Annotated in this window: 15 protein-coding genes and 1 riboswitch; of the genes, 6 read left to right on the top strand and 9 right to left on the bottom strand. The window is 75.0% G+C overall.

The annotated features are described in order from the left end of the window. Window positions 1–10 precede the first annotated feature (10 nt). Both ABZ459_RS39315 and ABZ459_RS39310 read left to right on the top strand, forming a co-directional pair. Window positions 11–526, top strand: a complete 516-nt coding sequence (locus ABZ459_RS39315; protein WP_357981848.1) for a copper chaperone PCu(A)C — start codon at window positions 11–13, stop codon at window positions 524–526. Next, complete coding sequence (locus ABZ459_RS39310) at window positions 526–1737, top strand: Dyp-type peroxidase (RefSeq protein WP_357981845.1); 1212 nt, start codon at window positions 526–528, stop codon at window positions 1735–1737. The genes ABZ459_RS39315 and ABZ459_RS39310 overlap by 1 nt, the downstream gene beginning before the upstream one ends. Window positions 1738–1776: 39 nt before the next feature. Here ABZ459_RS39310 and cobF read toward each other — a convergent pair whose 3' ends face one another. Further along, entirely contained in the window at window positions 1777–2535 is a 759-nt protein-coding gene (gene cobF / locus ABZ459_RS39305) for a precorrin-6A synthase (deacetylating) (RefSeq protein ID WP_357981842.1), read from the bottom strand. Between the two features lie 150 nt (window positions 2536–2685). Between cobF and cbiE the strand changes: the two genes are divergently transcribed. Genes cbiE through ABZ459_RS39290 form a run of 3 tightly spaced genes read left to right on the top strand, consistent with a single transcriptional unit; the run spans window position 2686 to window position 5421 of the window. Next, window positions 2686–3894 (top strand): precorrin-6y C5,15-methyltransferase (decarboxylating) subunit CbiE, encoded by a 1209-nt coding sequence (gene cbiE / locus ABZ459_RS39300; RefSeq protein ID WP_357981839.1) that lies wholly within the window; start codon window positions 2686–2688, stop codon window positions 3892–3894. 31 nt (window positions 3895–3925) lie between these two features. Then, entirely contained in the window at window positions 3926–4681 is a 756-nt protein-coding gene (cobM, locus tag ABZ459_RS39295) for a precorrin-4 C(11)-methyltransferase (RefSeq protein ID WP_357981836.1), read from the top strand. Beyond that, window positions 4666–5421: a cobalt-precorrin-6A reductase gene (locus ABZ459_RS39290; RefSeq protein WP_357981834.1), complete on the top strand. Its 756-nt coding sequence runs from the start codon at window positions 4666–4668 to the stop codon at window positions 5419–5421. Before cobM ends, ABZ459_RS39290 begins: the two co-directional genes overlap by 16 nt. Here the strand turns inward: ABZ459_RS39290 and ABZ459_RS39285 are convergent. From ABZ459_RS39285 to cobG, 3 genes are read right to left on the bottom strand one after another with little or no spacing between them, the layout of a single operon-like run. Further along, complete coding sequence (locus ABZ459_RS39285) at window positions 5412–6890, bottom strand: precorrin-2 C(20)-methyltransferase (protein WP_357981831.1); 1479 nt, start codon at window positions 6888–6890, stop codon at window positions 5412–5414. The two genes, ABZ459_RS39290 and ABZ459_RS39285, sit on opposite strands and share 10 nt — an antisense overlap. A gap of 5 nt (window positions 6891–6895) precedes the next feature. After that, entirely contained in the window at window positions 6896–7516 is a 621-nt protein-coding gene (locus ABZ459_RS39280) for a precorrin-8X methylmutase (protein ID WP_357981828.1), read from the bottom strand. Continuing rightward, a complete protein-coding gene (cobG, locus tag ABZ459_RS39275) occupies window positions 7513–8670 on the bottom strand; it encodes a precorrin-3B synthase (RefSeq protein WP_357981825.1) in 1158 nt (385 codons plus the stop codon). The genes ABZ459_RS39280 and cobG overlap by 4 nt, the downstream gene beginning before the upstream one ends. A gap of 39 nt (window positions 8671–8709) precedes the next feature. Beyond that, window positions 8710–8887, top strand: a riboswitch (cobalamin riboswitch). 34 nt (window positions 8888–8921) lie between these two features. On the opposite strand from cobG, the gene cobN reads away from it, so the two are divergent. Then, entirely contained in the window at window positions 8922–12554 is a 3633-nt protein-coding gene (cobN, locus tag ABZ459_RS39270; protein ID WP_357981822.1) for a cobaltochelatase subunit CobN, read from the top strand. Here cobN and ABZ459_RS39265 read toward each other — a convergent pair. Genes ABZ459_RS39265 through ABZ459_RS39245 form a run of 5 tightly spaced genes read right to left on the bottom strand, consistent with a single transcriptional unit; the run spans window position 12509 to window position 17941 of the window. Beyond that, window positions 12509–13855, bottom strand: a complete 1347-nt coding sequence (locus tag ABZ459_RS39265) for a cobyrinate a,c-diamide synthase (RefSeq protein WP_357982122.1) — start codon at window positions 13853–13855, stop codon at window positions 12509–12511. The genes cobN and ABZ459_RS39265 overlap by 46 nt on opposite strands. 8 nt (window positions 13856–13863) lie before the next feature. Beyond that, a complete protein-coding gene (cobO, locus tag ABZ459_RS39260) occupies window positions 13864–14466 on the bottom strand; it encodes a cob(I)yrinic acid a,c-diamide adenosyltransferase (RefSeq protein WP_357981820.1) in 603 nt (200 codons plus the stop codon). 2 nt (window positions 14467–14468) lie between these two features. Further along, on the bottom strand, window positions 14469–16577 hold the full coding sequence (locus ABZ459_RS39255; protein ID WP_357981818.1) for a VWA domain-containing protein: 2109 nt from the start codon (window positions 16575–16577) through the stop codon (window positions 14469–14471). A gap of 3 nt (window positions 16578–16580) precedes the next feature. Beyond that, window positions 16581–17126 carry a histidine phosphatase family protein gene (locus ABZ459_RS39250; RefSeq protein WP_357981815.1) on the bottom strand — a complete coding sequence of 182 codons (546 nt, stop codon included), beginning with the start codon at window positions 17124–17126 and terminating at the stop codon, window positions 16581–16583. Between the two features lie 5 nt (window positions 17127–17131). Further along, window positions 17132–17941 (bottom strand): CbtA family protein, encoded by an 810-nt coding sequence (locus tag ABZ459_RS39245; protein WP_357981812.1) that lies wholly within the window; start codon window positions 17939–17941, stop codon window positions 17132–17134. Window positions 17942–17947: the final 6 nt, after the last annotated feature.

Raw genomic sequence — 17947 nt, 5'->3', positions numbered from 1 at the left:
GGCGCTGGCCGTGGCCGTGCTCGTGTCCGGTTGCGGCGGCCCGGGCACGACCTCGACGACCGCGTCGGCGTCACCGGCGGCGGCCGCCGCCACTGAAGCCGCCACTGCCACCGCTGCCCCTTCGCCCGCTCTGACCATCACCGACCCCTGGATCAAGACCGGCGGGAAGGGGATGACCGCTGCCTTCGGCACCCTGGTCAACAACACCGACGCGGAGCTGACGGTCGTCTCCGGCACCTCGCCGCTGTCTCCGATGGTCGAACTGCACGAAGTGGTGGACTCCGGGGGCAAGATGGTGATGCGCCCCAAGAAGGGCGGATTTGTGGTTCCTGTTCGCGGTTCTCACCAGCTCGCGCCCGGTGGCGATCACATCATGCTGATGGGTGTCACCGGGAAGGTGGAGCCAGGAGCCGAGGTGCCCTTCACCCTGACCCTCGCCGACGGTTCCACCGTCGAGTTCACCGCGATCGGCAAGGACTTCGCCGGTGGCAAGGAGAACTACCAGCCCGGCGAGGGCAAGCACTGATGGACGCGCACACCGGCAGCAGGTCACGCCTGACCCGGCGGGGCCTGCTGGCCTCGACCGCGGCCGCCGCGGCCGGCGCGCTCGCGACGCAGGCCGCTTCGACGGGCCCGGCCGCGGCGCAGCCCGCTCCGCCCGGCTCGGCGGTGGAGCCCTTCCACGGCCCGCACCAGGCCGGGATCGCCACCATCCCGCAGGCCCACGCCGTCTTCGTCGGCCTGGACCTGCGCGACGGCGTCGGCCGTGAGGCGGTGGCCCGGATGATGCGGCTGCTGACCGACGACGCCCGCCGCCTGAGCGCGGGCGGTCCCGCCCTGGCCGACACCGAACCGGAGCTGGCGGTGCTGCCCGCCCGGTTGACCGTCACCTTCGGGTTCGGGCCCGGTCTGTTCGACGCGGTGGGCCTGGCGGACGCGCGCCCGTCCTCGCTGAAGGCGCTGCCCCGCTTCTCCATCGACAAGCTGCAGCCCCGCTGGAACGGCGGCGACGTGCTGGTACAGATCTGCGCCGACGACCCGCTGACGGTGGCGCACGCCCTCCGCATGATCATCAAGGACGCCCGCGCCTTCACCCGCGTCCGATGGGTTCAGCGCGGGTTCCGGCGGGCCGCCGGAGTGCAGGCGTCCGGGCTGACCCAGCACAACATCATGGGGCAGCTCGACGGGACCGCCAACGCCGTCCCCGGGAGCCCTGTCTTCGACCGGGTGGTGTGGGCCGGCGCGGACGCGCCCGCCTGGCTGCACGGAGGCACCACGCTGGTGCTGCGGCGGATCCGGACCGAACTGGAGACCTGGGACGCCGCCGACCGGGTCGCCAAGGAGTTCACGGTCGGACGCCGCCTGGACACCGGCGCCCCGCTGACCGGAACCGCCGAGCACGATCCGCCCGACTTCGCCAAGCTCACGCCCGTGGGGTTCCCGGTCATCTCCGAGTACGCCCACATCAGGCGGGCGCACAGCGCCGACCCGGCCAAGGGCATCTTCCGCCGCCCCTACAACTATGACGAAGGGCTCACCGCGGCCGGGCACTCCGACAGCGGCCTGCTCTTCGCCTCCTACCAGGCCGATGTCGGCGCCCAGTTCCTGCCCATGCAGCGTCGGCTGGCCGAGGCCGACCTGCTCAACGAGTGGACCACGCCGATCGGATCGGCCGTGTTCGCCATCCCGCCGGGCTGCCTGCCCGGCGGCTGGATCGGGCAGGGTCTGCTGGCATGACGCGAGGGACCGCTGACCTGGTGCGACCTGGGTGTCAGGTCAGCGGTCCTCCGGTGACAGGCGGCGCAGCAGGTACGTGTCCATGATCCAGCCCTTGCGGTCACGGGCCTCCGCGCGCAGCCGCCGGATGCGCTCACCGACCTCGGACACCGGTCCCGACACCAGGATCTCGTCCGGCGTCCCGAGGTAGGCGCCCCAGTAGATGTGGAAGTCGTCGAGACCGGTGAAGGAGGAGTGGGCGTCGAGCATGACCACCACGTCGTCGGCGGTGGGGCCCCGCTCCACCAGGCGGCGGCCGGTGGTGAGGTGCGTGGGCCGGCCGACCTGGGTCAGGCCGATGCGGTGGCGGGCGGTGAGGGCGGCCACGCTGCTGATGCCGGGGACGACCTCGACGTCGAAGGTGACGCTCCCGCGTCGCTGGATCTCGTCGAGGATGGCGAGCGTGCTGTCGTAGACGGCCGGGTCGCCCCACACCAGGAACGCGCCGGTCTCGCCGGCGCCCAGTTCGTCGCGGATGAGCTCTTCGCAGGCGAGCGAGCGGCGCGAGCGCCAGTCCTCGACGGCGGCGGTGTAGGCGGGAGCGGTGCGGTCGCGTTCCGGGTCGCGGGCCTCGGCGATCCGGTACGGCTCGCGGCCGTGCTGGGCGATCAGGTCGAGGCGGAGTTGGACCAGCTCGTGCTTGGTCTCGCCCTTGTCGACGATGAAGAAGACGTCCGTGGCGGCGATGGCCTTGACCGCCTGCAGGGTGAGATGGTCGGGATCGCCGGCGCCGATCCCGATGACGAGAAGCCGTTTCACCCGCCAAAGTCTGCCAGATAGGCAGATATACGATATCCCTCGCACTTTGCCATAGAGGAGGATCGTGAAGCTGGCCGAGCGGGGCGACGCCTTCGCCGCTTTCCGGCAGGAGCGGGTCGCCGAGGAGACCCGGCTGACACGGGGTAACGCGTGATCACGGTCGTCGGGATCGGTGCCGACGGCTGGGACGGGCTGGCCCCGGGCTCGCGCCGGGCGGTGGAGGCCGCCGACGTGCTCATGGGCAGCGTGCGGCAGCTCGACCTCGTGCCCGCGACGGCCGCCGCGCGCGTGCCGTGGCCGTCGCCGCTGCTGCCCGCTCTGCCCGCGCTCATGGACCGGTACGCGGGCCGCGAGGTGTGCGTGCTGGCCAGCGGCGACCCGATGTTCTACGGCATCGGTTCGACGCTGGTCCGGCTGCTGGGCGCCGAGCGCGTCCTGGTGCTGCCGCACGTGTCGTCGTTGTCGCTGGCCTGCGCCCGGCTGGGCTGGCCGGTCGAGCAGGTCGACGTCGTCAGCCTGGTGGGCCGCCCGCCCGCGGCGTCGGCCGCCGCGCTCCAGCCGGGCCGCCGGGTCGTCGTGCTCGGCGCGGGGCCTGACTCGCCGTCGGTGGTCGCCGGTTTGCTCGTCCGGCACGGGTACGGCCCGAGCCCGATGACGGTGCTGTCGGACCTGGGCGGCCCGCGGGAGTCCGAGCGGCGGGGTACGGCGGAGAGCTGGACGGACGGCCAGGCGTCCCCGCTCCACGTGATCGCCGTCGAGTGCGTCCTCGCCCAGGACGCCGAGCCCCTGGCCAGGGTGCCGGGGCTGCCCGACAGCGGGTACGAGCACGACGGGCAGCTCACCAAGCGGGAGGTCCGTGCCGTCAGCCTGTCCCGCCTGGCTCCGATGCCCGGCGAGCTGCTGTGGGACGTCGGCGCGGGGGCGGGCAGCATCGCCGTCGAGTGGATGCGCAGCCACCCGTCGTGCGCGGCCGTGGCGATCGAGAGCAGGACCGACCGGGCCGCCGCCGTCCGGCGCAACGCCGAGCGGCTCGGCGTGCCGTCGATGCGCGTGGTCGAGGGCAGGGCCCCCGGGGCGCTGGACGGGCTGCCCGAGCCGGACGCGGTGTTCGTCGGCGGCGGCGCGACCGCCCCCGGCCTGCTGGAACGCTGCTGGTCGGCGCTGCGCCCCGGCGGCCGGCTGGTGGTGAACGCCGTGACCCTGGAGTCCGAGGCCGTCCTCGCCCACTGGTACGGCAGGCTCGGCGGCGACCTGGTGCGCCTGGGCGTTCAGCGGGCGTCGCCGGTCGGCGGGTTCACCGGCTGGCGGGCGGCGATGCCGGTGACCGTGTGGTCGATCACGAGGAAGGACCAGCCGTGACCGGGTGGTCGATGACGGGAGAGGACCGGCCGTGACCGTGTACTTCGTCGGAGCCGGTCCCGGCGCCGCCGACCTGATCACGCTGCGCGGCCTGCGGCGGCTGCAGACCTCGCCGGTCTGCCTGTACGCCGGGTCGCTGGTGCCGCGCGAGCTGCTCGACGCCTGCCCGCTGGGGGTCAGGCTGGTGAACACGGCGGACCTGACGCTCGACGAGATCGTCGCCGAGCTGGTCGCCGCGCACCGCGACGGTCTCGACGTGACGCGGCTGCACTCGGGCGACCCGTCGGTGTTCAGCGCCGTGGCCGAGCAGATGCGCAGGCTGGACGCCCTCGGCGTGCCGTACGAGGTGGTGCCGGGGGTTCCGGCGTTCGCGGCGGCGGCGGCCGCGCTGGGCCGGGAGCTGACCGTGCCCGGCGTCGGCCAGACGGTCATCCTGACGCGCACCTCCGCCCGCGCCACCCCCATGCCGGACGGCGAGGACCTCGGGACGCTCGGCGCGAGCCGGGCCACGATGGTGCTGCACCTGGCCGTGCAGCGGATCGACGCGGTGGTCGCCGAGCTGCTGCCCTCCTACGGCCCGGACTGCCCGGTGGCCGTGGTGGCGCGGGCGAGCCGGGCCGACGAGGTGATCCTGCGCGGGACGCTGGCCGACATCGCCGGGCAGGTCCGCCAGGCCGGGATCCGGCGGACGGCCGTGATCGTCGTGGGCCGGGTGCTGTCGGCGACGCAGTTCCCCGACAGCCATCTCTACAGCGATGCCAGGGACAGGGCGTGCGACGGGTCCTGATCCTGGGCGGCACGGCCGAGGCACGCGCCCTGGCCGCCGAGCTGGCCGCCGATCCCGGGCTGCACGTGGTGTCCTCGCTGGCGGGACGGGTGAACAACCCGCGGCTTCCCGTGGGCGAGGTGCGGGAAGGCGGGTTCGGCGGGCCGGCGGGCCTGGCCGCCTGGCTGCTGAAGGAACGCATCGACGTGCTGGTCGACGCCACGCATCCGTTCGCGGAGCGGATGACCGCCTCGGGGGTCGCGGCCTCGTCGGCGACCGGGGTGCCGCTGCTGGTGCTGCGGCGTCCGGGGTGGCGGGAGGGGCCGGGCGACGCGTGGCTGCGGGTCGGCTCCCTCCCGGCGGCGGCCGGGCTGCTGACCACGGCCCGGTGGGGAGCGGCCGGCCGGGAGAGCCGGATCTTCCTCACGACCGGGCGCCGGAGCCTGCCGGTGTTCGCGCCGCTGCCCGGCGTGTGGCTGCTGGCCAGGTCGGTGGACCCGCCGGAGGGACCCGTGCCGGCGAACGTGCACGTCCTGCTCGACCGTGGACCGTACACCGTCGAGGGCGAGCGCGCCCTGATCCTGGAGCACCGTCTGGACGTGCTGGTGACCAAGGACAGCGGCGGGAGCATGACCGCGGCCAAGCTCGACGCGGCGCGTGAGCTCGGCCTGCCAGTGATCATGGTGGACCGGCCGCCGCTGCCGGCGGGCGTCCGGGCGACGGACAGCGTGGCGGCGGCGGTGGCCTGGGTTCAGGGGTAGCGGCGCGGGGTGTAGACGACGCCGCCTTCGGTGGCCCGGGTCGTGGACGAGCCGATGATCAGCAGGCAGCGCATGTCCACCTGGCCGGGGTCCAGCTCGCCGAGCGTGGTGACCGTGACGCTCTCCTGCGGGCCGCCGACGTCGCGGCCGATCACCACGGGGGTGTCCGGCGCGCGGTGCTCCAGCAGCAGGTCCCGGGCGGCGGCGACCTGCCACGTACGGCTGCGCGAGGCCGGGTTGTAGATCGCCAGCACCAGGTCGGCCCGCGCGGCGGCGGACAGCCGCTCGGCCACCACCTCCCACGGCTTGAGCAGGTCGGACAGCGACAGCACGCAGTAGTCGTGGCCGAGCGGCGCGCCCGCCCTGGCCGCCACCGCCTGGGCGGCGGTCAGTCCCGGCACGACCCGCACCGGCACGTCCGGGAAGTCGGCGGCGGCTTCGAGCACGGCGCTGGCCATGGCGAACACGCCCGGGTCGCCGGACGACACGACCGCCACGCGGGCCCCGTCCCGGGCCAGCTCAAGGGCGTGCCTGGCGCGTTCGGCCTCCACCCGGTTGTCGGTGCGGTGGCGGCGCTGGCGCGGGTTGGGGGCCACCCGGTCCACGTACGGGCCGTAGCCGACGAGGTCGGTGGCAGCCGCCAGCGCCTCCTGCGCCTCCGGCGTCAGCCACGGCCGCCCCGCCGGGCCCAGGCCGACCACGGCCACCTCGCCTCTCCCCTCGTCCATCGGGCGCTCGGGGACGAAGGTGCGCTCGGCCGGACTGGCGAGCAGGGCCAGCGAGAAGTACGGGACGCCGTCCGGGTCCACGTCCTTGAGCGGGGCGACCCGCTCGGCGCCCATGGTGGCCCGCTCGACGTACCAGGCGTCGTCGAGGCGGCCCGCCTCGGCCAGCGCGTCGCGGACCTTCCCGAACGTGCGGCCCAGCTTGAGCACGGCGGCCGAGTCGGTGTCGCGCAGCCGCTCGGCCAGCACCTGCGCGGGCAGCGTGCCGGGCAGCACGGTCAGCACCTCGTCCCGCTCGACCAGCGGCCGTCCCAGCACGGCGGCGGCGGCGCTGACCGAGGTCACGCCGGGCACCACCTCGGTCGGGTAGCGGTGGGCGAGCCGCTTGTGCATGTGCATGTAGGAGCCGTAGAACAGCGGGTCGCCCTCGGCCAGCACGACCACGGTGCGGCCCGCGTCCAGGTGGGCGGCCAGGCGTTCGGCGCAGTCGGCGTAGAAGTCGTCGAGCGCCCCCTGGTAGCCGCCGGGGTGGTCGGTGGTCTCCGTGGTCAGCGGGTAGAGCAGCAGCTCCTCGACCTGACCTTCGCGCATGTACGGCAGCGCGATCGAACGGGCGATGCTGCGGCCGTGCCGGGCGGCGTGGTACGCGATCACGTCCGCCTCGCCGATCAGCCGGGCCGTCCTGACCGTGACCAGCTCGGGGTCGCCGGGACCGAGGCCGACCCCGTACAGGCGTCCTGTCATCGTCCTCACTCCGTCTCGTTCGCGATGGCGTTGATCGCGGCCGCCGTCATCGCACTGCCGCCGCGGCGGCCGTGCACCACCAGGTACTCCAGGTCGCTGTCGGCCAGCGCCTGCTTGGACTCGGCCGCGCCGATGAAGCCGACCGGGATGCCGAGCACGGCCGCGGGGCGTCCCGCGCCCTCGGCCACCAGCTCCAGCAGCCGGAACAGGGCGGTCGGCGCGTTGCCGATCGCCACCACCGCGCCCTCCAGGCGGTCGCGCCACAGCTCCAGGGCCGCGGCGCTGCGGGTGGTGCCGAGGCGTTCGGCCAGCTCGGGCACGCGCGGATCGCCCAGCGTGCACAGCACCTCGTTGCCCGCCGGCAGCCTGCGCCGGGTCACGCCGGAGGCGACCATCATGGCGTCGCACAACACCGGCGCACCGCCGCGCAGCGCCTCCCTGGCCCGCGCGACCACCTGCGGGGACCAGGCCAGGTCGGTCACGAGGTCGGTCATGCCGCACGCGTGGATCATGCGCACCGCCACCTGGGCGACCTCGGGCGGCAGGCCCGTGAGGTCGCTCTCGGCGCGGATGGTCGCGAACGAGCGCCGGTAGATCTCGGCACCGTCGCGGATGTAGTCGCTCACTCCTGGCGTTCCTCGTATCCCTTGATCGTCGCGATCATCTGGCGGACCGGGCCGCGAGGCAGGCCGCAGCGCCGCTCGCAACCGGCCCAATGGACGGGCGTGGCGGGTGCGCGGCCGAGGCCGCGCACCCATAGCCGGGCATCCGCCCGCACGTCGGCGAGCGCCTTCGCGCAGCCGGGACGGCCGGTGCAGGCGGTGACCCCGGCCCAGGGGGAGTCCGGGTCGGTGTCGAGCCCGATGGCGGCCAGCGCCCGCTCGACCCGGTCCGCCTCGCCGGGGGAGAGGTCCGGCAGGACGACGGTCCGCCAGGGTGTCAGGCGCACCGGCCGCCCGATGTCCGCGAGGGCTCCGGCCTGGGCGGACGTCAGACGGCCGAGCGGCACGAGGGCCTCGATCGCCACGCGGCCGTCCCGCTGCGCGATCCTGCCCGCGGACGGGCGGCGCGCGGCGGCCGGGGCGGGCGGTGCGTCCGTCCGGCCTGGTTGGCCGTCGCGCAGGCGGGCGGCGATCCTGACGGGGCCGTCCGGCAGCTCGCGGATGCGCCAGGCGCGCGGGCCGTCGGGGGACAGCTCGTCCAGGAACGCCTCGGCGGCGTCGATCATGAGCGGGACGGCCGCGTCCGGGGCGACGGTCAGCCCGGTGTCGGCGCCGGCGAGCAGCAGCCGTCCGGTCGCCACGTAGGTGACGTCCGCGCCGAGCCCGGCGACGTCCCGCGTGCCGTCGTCCAGGGCGAACAGGAAGCGCCCCGGCAGGGCGGCCAGCCGGGGCCGCGCGCACAGCGCCCGGTCCAGGGCGTCCGCCATCGCCAGCACGTCCAGCAGCCCGTCCGGCCCGCGCCCGCTCAGCGGCGAGGCCAGGATGTTGCGCACCCGCTCGTGCGCGGGCGACGGCAGCAGCCCGGCCGCCGCGATCCGCCCGGCGAAGACCTCGGGCGAGCGCAGCCCCCGCACCTGGACGTTCGCCCGCGACGTCAGCTCGATCACACCCGTTCCCAGCTCGTCCGCGCACCCGGCGAGCACGCGGAGCCGCGCGGCCGACACCGCGCCGCCGGGCAGGCGCACGCGGGCGAGCGGGCCGTCGGCGGCCTCGTGCACCTGGAGCGCCCCCGGACAGGCATCGGGACGCGTACGTCCAGAAGATTCACCTACGGGCACGAAGGGATCGTAACGCCACTTCTGGGACGGGTCGCTCCTGTCGTAAGCTTCGGCGTAGGCGATGGCAATGGGAGGAAGCCGGTGCGAAACCGGCGCGGTCCCGCCACTGTGACCGGGGAGCGAACCCCACCACGAGGCCACTGCCCGGAGACGGGTGGGAAGGCCGGGGTGAGCGTCGATCCGGGAGCCAGGAGACTCCTGCCGTCGTGTCACCCGCGACCGGGGCGAGGACCCCGAGGGAGGAATGCGCCGTGCCTGGCGACAGCCGTACCGTTCTGCTGCTCTCCACCTCCGACACCGATCTGCTGAGCGCTCGCGCCTGCGGCGCGGGCTACCGTCTGGGCAATCCCGCCCGGCTGACCGCCGAGGACGTCCCCGGCCTGACGGAGGGGACCGACCTCGTCGTGGTGCGCCTGCTGGGCGGGCGGCGGGCCTGGGCCGAAGGGCTCGACGCGCTGCTGGCCGGGCCGCGCCCGGTGGTGGTGCTGGGCGGGGAGCAGGCTCCCGACGCCGAGCTGATGGAGCTGTCCACGGTCAGCGGCGGGGTGTGCGCCGAGGCGCACGCCTACCTGGCCCATGGCGGCCCGGCCAACCTGGCCCAGCTGCACGCGTTCCTGTCCGACACCGTCCTGCTGACCGGGCACGGGTTCGAGCCGCCCGCCCCGGCCCCCACCTGGGGAAGGCTGGACCGCCCTGCCAGGACCACCGGCGGTCCCGTGGTGGGGGTGCTCTACTACCGGGCCCACCACATGGCCGGCAACACCGCCTTCGTCGAGGCGTTGTGCGACGCCGTCGAGGACGCGGGCGGGCAGGCGCTGCCGGTCTTCTGCTCGTCCCTGCGCGCGGCCGAGCCGGAGCTGCTGGACACGCTGCGCGCGGCGGACGCGCTGGTCGTCACGGTGCTGGCGGCAGGTGGCTCCCGTCCGGCCACCGCCGGAGCGGGCGGCGACGACGAGGCATGGGACGTCGGCGCGCTGGCCGAGCTCGACGTGCCGATCCTGCAGGGACTCTGCCTGACCACCACCCGGCAGGCATGGGAGGAGAACGACGACGGGCTGTCGCCGCTGGACGCCGCCTCCCAGGTCGCGATCCCGGAGTTCGACGGGCGGATCATCACGGTGCCGTTCTCGTTCAAGGAGATCGACCCCGACGGGCTGACCGTCTACGTCGCCGATCCCGAGCGGGCCGCCCGGGTGGCGGGCATCGCGGTGCGCCACGGCCTGCTGCGGCACACCCCTCCCGCCGAACGGCGGCTGGTGGTGATGTTGTCGGCGTACCCGACCAAGCACTCCCGCGTCGGCAACGCGGTCGGGCTGGACACCCCCGCGAGCACCGTCCGGCTGCTGGCCCGCCTCGCCGAGGCGGGTTACGACCTGGGCGACGGCTTCCCCGGCGTGGCCGACCAGGACGGCGACGCGCTCATCCACGCGCTGATCGCCGCCGGCGGCCAGGACCAGGACTGGCTGACCGAGGAGCACCTCGCGGGCAACCCGGTCCGCATCTCCGCCGCCTCCTACGAGCGGTGGTACCGGACGCTGCCCGCGGCCCTGCGCGAGGGGATGGAGCGCCACTGGGGGCCGCCGCCCGGAGAGTTGTTCGTGCACGAGGGTGACATCGTGCTGGCCGCGCTGCGGGCCGGGAACCTCGTGGTGATGGTGCAGCCGCCGCGCGGCTTCGGGGAGAACCCGATCGCCATCTACCACGACCCCGACCTGCCGCCCAGCCACCACTACCTGGCCGCCTACCGCTGGCTGTCGGCCGAGTTCGGCGCGCACGCGATGGTGCACGTCGGCAAGCACGGCAATCTGGAGTGGCTGCCCGGCAAGTCGGCGGGGATGTCCGCCGCGTGCGGCACCGACGCCGCCATCGGCGACCTGCCGCTGATCTACCCCTTCCTCGTCAACGACCCGGGGGAGGGCACGCAGGCCAAGCGGCGCGCGCACGCCGTGCTGGTGGACCACCTGGTGCCGCCGATGGCCCGCGCCGACACCTACGGCGACATCGCCCGGCTGGAGCAGCTGCTGGACGAGCACGCCACGATCGCCGCCATGGACCCCGCCAAGCTGCCCGCGATCCGGGCGCAGATCTGGACGCTGATCCAGGCCGCCCGGCTGGACCACGACCTCGGGCTGGCCGACCGGCCGCACGACAGCGAGTTCGACGACCTCATCCTGCACGTGGACGGCTGGCTGTGCGAGGTGAAGGACGCGCAGATCCGCGACGGCCTGCACGTCCTCGGCCAGGCGCCCACCGGCCAGGTGCGGGTGGACCTGGTGCTGGCCATGTTGCGCGCCCGGCAGATGTGGGGCGGCAGGGAGACGCTGCCCGGCCTGCGTGAGGCGCTCGGCCTGGCCGAGGACGGGACGGCGGGGCTGGGTGACGTGGACCGCGCGGAGACGACCGCCCGCGCCCTGGTCGAGGCCATGGAAGAGCACGCCTGGGCCCCGGAGGCCGCCCCGGGGGTCGCCCGCGCGGTGCTGGACGGGACGCCCGGTGTCGCTGCCACCTCGTCGGGCCGCGCACCCGGGGAACGGGTGGAGCTCGTGGCGCGCGTGCTGGGCTTCGCCGCCACCGAGATGGTGCCGCGCCTGGCCCGCACCACCGACGAGCTCGACCACGTCCTGCACGCCCTGGACGGCGGCTACGTGCCCGCCGGCCCCAGCGGCTCCCCGCTGCGCGGCCTGGTCAACGTGCTGCCGACCGGCCGCAACTTCTACTCCGTGGACCCGCGGGCGGTGCCCAGCCGCCTGGCCTGGGAGACCGGCCAGGCGATGGCGGAGTCGCTGCTGGAGCGCTACCGCGCCGACACCGGCGAGTGGCCGCGCTCGGTCGGGCTGTCGGTGTGGGGGACCAGCGCCATGCGCACGGCGGGCGACGACGTCGCCGAGGTGCTGGCCCTGCTCGGCGTCCGCCCCGAATGGGACGAGGCGTCGCGTCGCGTCATCCGCCTGGAGCCGATCCCGCTCGCCGAGCTGGGCCGCCCGCGCATCGACGTGACGGTCCGCATCAGCGGCTTCTTCCGCGACGCCTTCCCGCACGTGGTCGGCATGCTCGACGACGCCGTACGGCTGGTCGCGTCGCTGGCGGAGCCGGCCGGGGACAATTACGTCCGCGCCCACGTGGCCGCGACGGGCGGCGACGAACGCCTGGCCACGATGCGCGTCTTCGGCTCCGCGCCCGGCGCGTACGGGGCCGGGCTGCTGCCGCTCATCGACAGCCGCAACTGGCGCGACGACGCCGACCTGGCCGAGGTGTACGCCGTGTGGGGCGGCTACGCCTACGGCCGCGACCTCGACGGCGTCGCCGCCCGTCCCCAGATGGAGGACGCCTACCGCCGCATCGCCGTCGCCGCCAAGAACGTCGACACCCGCGAGCACGACATCGCCGACTCCGACGACTACTTCCAGTACCACGGCGGCATGATCGCCACCGTGCGCGCGCTCACCGGCAAGGCCCCGGCCGCCTACGTCGGCGACAGCACCCGTCCGGACGCCGTGCGCACCCGCACCCTGTCGGAGGAGACCTCACGGATCTTCCGCGCCAGGGTGGTCAACCCGCGCTGGCTGGCCGCCATGCGCCGCCACGGCTACAAGGGCGCCTTCGAGCTGGCCGCCACCGTCGACTACCTGTTCGGCTACGACGCCACCACCGGCGTGGTCGCCGACTGGATGTACGACAAGCTCACCGAGACGTACGTGCTCGACCCCGAGAACCAGGCGTTCATGGCCCGCTCGAACCCCTGGGCGCTGCACGGCATCGCCGAACGCCTCCTGGAGGCCGCCGAGCGCGGCATGTGGCAGCACCCCGACCCGGAGGTCCTGCGCGGCCTGCAGGAGGTCTACCTCAAGACCGAGGGCGACCTGGAGGACGACACCAGCCGCTGAGCCAGGCGCGGCGCGCCCGCCCAGTGAAGATGCAGGTAGGACGCGGTCACGCCGGGGTCGCCGTACCCGTCGTGGCCGCCGTCCCAGCGGAACAGCGGCTCACCCGCGTACGTGACGGCCGTCCGGTGGAACTCGTGCCCGCGCAGCCGCTCGCCCGCCCTGGTGAGCGGCGAGCGCCGCAGCGCGACGGCGTCCCGGTAGCCGAGCGTCAGCCGGGACGTCATCCGCGCCCGCCCGGGGACGCGCCCGCACATGCGCTGACCGTCCAGCTCGTCGCACAGGTACAGCAGGCCCGCGCACTCGGCGGCGATCGGGCCGGGGAAGGCGGCGACCTGCTGCCGCAGGGGCTCGTTGGCGGCCAGCTCGGCGGCGTACACCTCCGGGAAGCCGCCGCCGATCACGATCGCGCCGGTCCCGTCCGGCAGCCGCGCGTCGCGCAGCGGGTCGAAGACGGCCACCTCCGCCCCCGCCGCCCGCAGCAGCTCGACCTGCTCGGCGTAGCCGAAGGTGAACGCCGCCCCACCGGCCACGGCCACCACCGGCCGGCCGCGCGCCCCACCGGCCGTCTCCGGCCGGCCCCCCGTCGCGCCGGGCGCCGGCGGCGTCCAGGAGGGGCCGTCCAGCGGGGGAGCGGAGCGCGCCAGCCGCAGCAACGCGTCCAGGTCGCAGGAACGCGCCACCAACGCGGCCAGCCGGTCCACGGCGGCGACCGCCTCGGTCCGGCGCTCGGCGGCCGGCACCAGCCCCAGATGCCGGGAGGGCGTGGCCACGGCGTCGTCGCGGCGGATCGCCCCCAGCACCGGCACGCCCGCCGCCGCCAGCGCCGACCGGCACAGCTCCTCGTGCCGGTCGGAGCCCACCCGGTTGAGCACCACCCCGCCCACCCGCACGTCCGGGTCGAAGGTGGCGAACCCGTGCACCACCGCCGCCACCGACCTGCTCTGCCGGGCCGCGTCCACGACCAGCACCACCGGCGCGTCCAGCAGCGTCGCGACGTGCGCGGTCGAGGCGAAGCCGGTGTCCCCCCTGCCGTCGAACAGGCCCATCACGCCCTCGACCACCGCCACGTCGCACCCCGCCGCGCCGTGCAGGAACAGCGGGGCGACGAGCTCCTCCCCGACGAGCCACGGATCCAGATTGCGACCGGGACGGCCGGCGGCCAGCGCGTGATAGCCCGGGTCGATGTAGTCCGGCCCCACCTTGTGCGGCGAGACCCGCAGCCCGCGCGCCCGCAACGCCGCCATGAGCCCCGTGGCCACCGTCGTCTTGCCGCTGCCCGACGACGGCGCGGCGATCACCAGCCGGGGAACTACCACTCGATGCCCTTCTGTCCCTTCTGTCCGGCATCCATGGGGTGGCGTACCTTGCCCATCTCCGTCACCAGGTCGGCGACCTCGATCAGGCGTTCGGGCGCGTCCCTGCCGGTGATCACGACGTGCTGGCTGCCCGGCCGGTTCGTCAGCGCCTCCAGCACGTCGTCCAGATCCAGCCACCCCCACTTCAGCGGGTACGTGAACTCGTCCAGCACATAGAACCGGTACGTCTGCGCCGCCAGGTCGCGCTTGATCTGCTCCCAGCCCTCACGGGCGTCGGCCGCGTGGTCCTCCTCGCTGCCGGGCCGCTGGATCCACGACCAGCCCTCGCCCATCTTGTGCCAGGCCACCGGGCCGCCCTCGCCCGTCTCGCCGAGCACCTTGAGCGCCCGTTCCTCGCCGATGCGCCACTTGGCCGACTTCACGAACTGGAACACCCCGACCGGCCAGCCCTGGTTCCAGGCCCGCAACGCCATCCCGAAGGCGGCCGTGGACTTGCCCTTGCCCGGTCCGGTGTGCACCATCAGCAGCGGACGAGTCCGCCGCTGGCGCGTGGTCAGGCCGTCATCGGGCACGACAGCCGGCTTTCCCTGAGGCATGTTCAGACCGCCTTCCTGTGGTCACGGACGACCGAACCGAGATCGGCCAGAGAGTCGAGAGGCACGAGCCGCGCGCGCAGCCGGGCGGCCAGCCGGACGGCCAGGCCGAGCCTGACCGGCCCGCTCTCGCAATCCACGACCACCGACGCGGTGCCGGCCAGCAGCGCGGCGGCCCTGTCCACCTCACCACCGGCCGTGGCCCGTCCGTCGGTGACCAGCACCAGCAGCGGACGCCTGGCGGGGTCGCGCAGCCGTTCCACGCGCAGCACCTCCGCCGCGCGCACCAGCCCCGCCGCCAGCGGCGTGCGCCCGCCGGTGGGCAGGGAGCGCAGCCGGGCCGCGCCCGCCTCCACCGACGAGGTGGGCGGCAGCGCCACCTCAGCGCCGGCGCCCCGGAAGGTGATCAGTCCTACCTTGTCCCGCCGCTGGTAGGCGTCGAGGAGCAGGCTGAGCACGGCCGTCTTGACCGCGGTCATGCGCTTGCGCGCCGCCATCGAGCCGCTCGCGTCCACCACGAAGAGCACGAGGTTGCCCTCCCTGCCCTCGCGCACCACCTCGCGCAGGTCGTCGCCGCGCAGCACCAGCCCGGGGCCCCTGTGGCCGCGTTCCCGCTGGTGGGGCGCCGCTGCCAGCAGCGTCGCGGGCACATGGAGGTCGCGTACGGGGCCGTGCGGGCGGCGCGCGCCGGCGCTCCGGCCGCGCCGGGTCCGGGACCGCGACCGCCGTCCCACCGCTCCCTCGCCGACCCCCGGCACCTCGAGCAGTGGCACCCGGTACGGCGCAGCCACGCCCGCCACCTGCGAGGCCGCCTGGGGCCCCGCCGCCTGGGAGGCCGCCGCGCCCATGTCCGGCGCCGTGTCCGGAGCGGGCTCCCCGGCCACCGGTGGCGCGTCCGCACCGGCGGCGGACGACGGCGGGTCGGCGGCGGCCGTCCGGCCATCGGCCTGGGGCTCGGCGCCGGTCGGCCGGTCCCGCGTGCCCGGTCCGGAGCCGTCGCCCGGTGGCGGCGTTCCCGCAGGTCCGCCGGCACCGCCGGGCCCGGGGGCGTCGGGACCGCCGTCGGGACCGCCGTCGGGACCGCCGTCCGGGTCGTCGTCGCCGGACGTGCGTTCCAGCAGCTCATCGAGCAGCGCCTCGTCCAGCCCAGGAGCGTCGAACGGATCCCGCCGCCTGCGATGCGGCAGCGACAGCCGGGCCGCGGCCCGCACGTCCTCGGTCGTCACCGTGTCGCGGCCCTGCCAGGCGGCGTGGGCGATCGCCGCGTTCGCCGTCACCAGGTCGGCACGCAGGCCGTCCACCTCGAAGGCCGCGCACACCGTCGCAATCTGCCGCAGCCGGGCGTCCGGCAACCGCACGCCCGGAACCCGGGACCGCGTGGCGGCGATCCGGGCCGACAGCGCCGATTCCTCCCCGGCCCATCGATCCGCGAACGCCGTCGCGTCCGCCTCGAAGGCCAGCCGCCGTCGCACCACCTCGGCGCGCTCCCCGGGGTCGCGGGACGCCCTGACCTCGACCGTCAGCCCGAACCTGTCCAGAAGTTGCGGACGCAGCTCGCCCTCCTCCGGGTTCATGGTGCCCACCAGCAGGAAGCGGGCGGCGTGGCGCACCGACACCGACTCGCGCTCGACGTAACACGTGCCCAGTGCGGCCGCGTCGAGCAGCAGGTCCACGAGGTGGTCGTGCAGGAGGTTCACCTCGTCCACGTACAGGACGCCGCGGTGGGCGGCCGCCAGCAGCCCCGGCTCGAACGCCTTCACCCCCTCCGTCAGCGCCCGCTCCACGTCGAGGGAGCCGGCCAGCCGGTCCTCCGACGCGCCGACCGGCAGCTCCACCAGGGCGGCCGGCCGTTCCGCCCCCTCGCCGCCGGGCTCGTGCGGCCCGTCCGGACACTCCGGATCGGGTACGGCGGGATCGCAGGCGAACCGGCAGCCGGGCACCACGGCCACCGTCGGCAACTGGGCCGCCAGCGCCCGCACGATCGTGGACTTCGCCGTACCCTTCTCGCCGCGTACGAGCACCCCGCCCACGCGGGGCGACACCGCGTTCAGCACCAGCGCCAGTTTCAGGTCGTCGAGCCCGACGACGGCGCTGAACGGATAGGTGACGATCAAGACTCAGGCCTTCCGGTTGACGTGGACCACCCGCCAGCCGTCCCGCGCGACGGTCAGCTCGGTGGTGGACAGTGGAGCCAGGTCGAAACGGGCCGCGCGCAGCGGATCCAGCCCCAGGACATGGCCGAGCGCCGCTCTGATGGCGCCCGCGCCGCAGACCACGACGGCTCGCGGCTCGTCCCGTACCGAATCGAGCCAGCGGGCCACCCTGGCGGCGAGCGCGCTCAGTGACTCACCGCCGTGCGGAGCGGCGTGCGGGTCGGCCAGCCAGCTCGCCAGCGCGTCCGGCTCCTCCAGCGCGACCCGCCCGTACGGCAGGCCCCGCCACCGGCCGCAGTCCGCCTCCGCCAGGGCGGAGGTCTCGCGTGCCGCCAGCCCCATGGCGGCGGCCGTCTGCCGCGCGGCCCTGCCGGGAGCGGCCCAGGCCGCCGACGCCTCGACGGGCCGTGACGCGGCGGCCCTGGTCAGGCTCGCCGCGTCGGCGTCCTCATCGGCGGGAAAGCAGCCGGCCCGCATCCCCGGTGTCGTGGCATGCCGGACGAACAGCACCTTGCTCAGCTCGGCGCCGCGACCAGCGGATGAGCCGCCGCGCGTCGCTCCGCCCGGTCGCTCGCCCAGCCGAACAGCACGCCGAACACCGCCCAGAAGACGAGCTGCGTGCCGATCGAGGCGAGCCGGAACTCCCACAGCAGCGTGGCGGGGAAGCCCTCGGGCACCTCGTCGACCGCCGGCAGCAACCACCACGCGGCGACGACGGGCACGAGGAACGCGACCGCCGCCGCCGTCCAGCGCGCCCACGGGTCGCCGTCGACCCGGCGGGCCGTCGCCACCGCGATCGCCGTCGCCGCCAGCCCGACGAGGATCATCACCACGTAGAGCAGCGTGCGGCTGTCGATGGTGTCCGGATCACCCACCGCAGGCGGGTTGGCCGGATATTTCACGAAAGGCACGAGGATGATCGCGGCGAACGCCGTACCGGCCGCGGCCACTGCCAGCCGCCCGTCGGAACGCGGGGCCGCGGCCACTGCCAGCCGCCCGTCGGAACGCGGGCCGACCCGCCCGCGCAGCCCGGCGAACACCAGGGCGAACACCCCGCCCACGGCGAGCCCGTAGAGCCCGGTGGCCAGGAACAGCCCCGCCTTCTGCACGGGCCTGCCGACCGCGGCCTCCTCGCCGTGGCTGTGCCCGGCTGTCTCGGCTGTCTCGGCGTGGCCGTGCTCGGGTCCCTCGGCCTGGGCGGCGGCCTCCTCCAGGGCGATCGCGTGGTCCACGCGAGGTTCACCGAAGGCGAAGGCGAAGGCGCCCGCGATCAGTCCGGCCAGGAGTCCGATGAGCAGACCTCTGGCCAGGAAGGTGCGTACCATGCCCGG

The sequence above is a fragment of the Nonomuraea sp. NPDC005692 genome, from assembly GCF_040631115.1.
GTDB lineage: Bacteria > Actinomycetota > Actinomycetes > Streptosporangiales > Streptosporangiaceae > Nonomuraea.
Note: the sequence above shows the minus strand (reverse complement) of the source record. Positions and strands in the feature narration are given on the sequence as shown.

What these genes read in the sequence shown, in the direction of transcription:
- ABZ459_RS39310 (WP_357981845.1), top strand. Translation starts at nt 526, where the DNA reads ATGGACGCGCACACCGGCAGCAGGTCACGCCTGACCCGGCGGGGCCTG.
- ABZ459_RS39245 (WP_357981812.1), bottom strand. Translation starts at nt 17,941, where the DNA reads ATGGTACGCACCTTCCTGGCCAGAGGTCTGCTCATCGGACTCCTGGCC.
- cobO (WP_357981820.1), bottom strand. Translation starts at nt 14,466, where the DNA reads ATGCCTCAGGGAAAGCCGGCTGTCGTGCCCGATGACGGCCTGACCACG.
- ABZ459_RS39285 (WP_357981831.1), bottom strand. Translation starts at nt 6,890, where the DNA reads ATGACAGGACGCCTGTACGGGGTCGGCCTCGGTCCCGGCGACCCCGAG.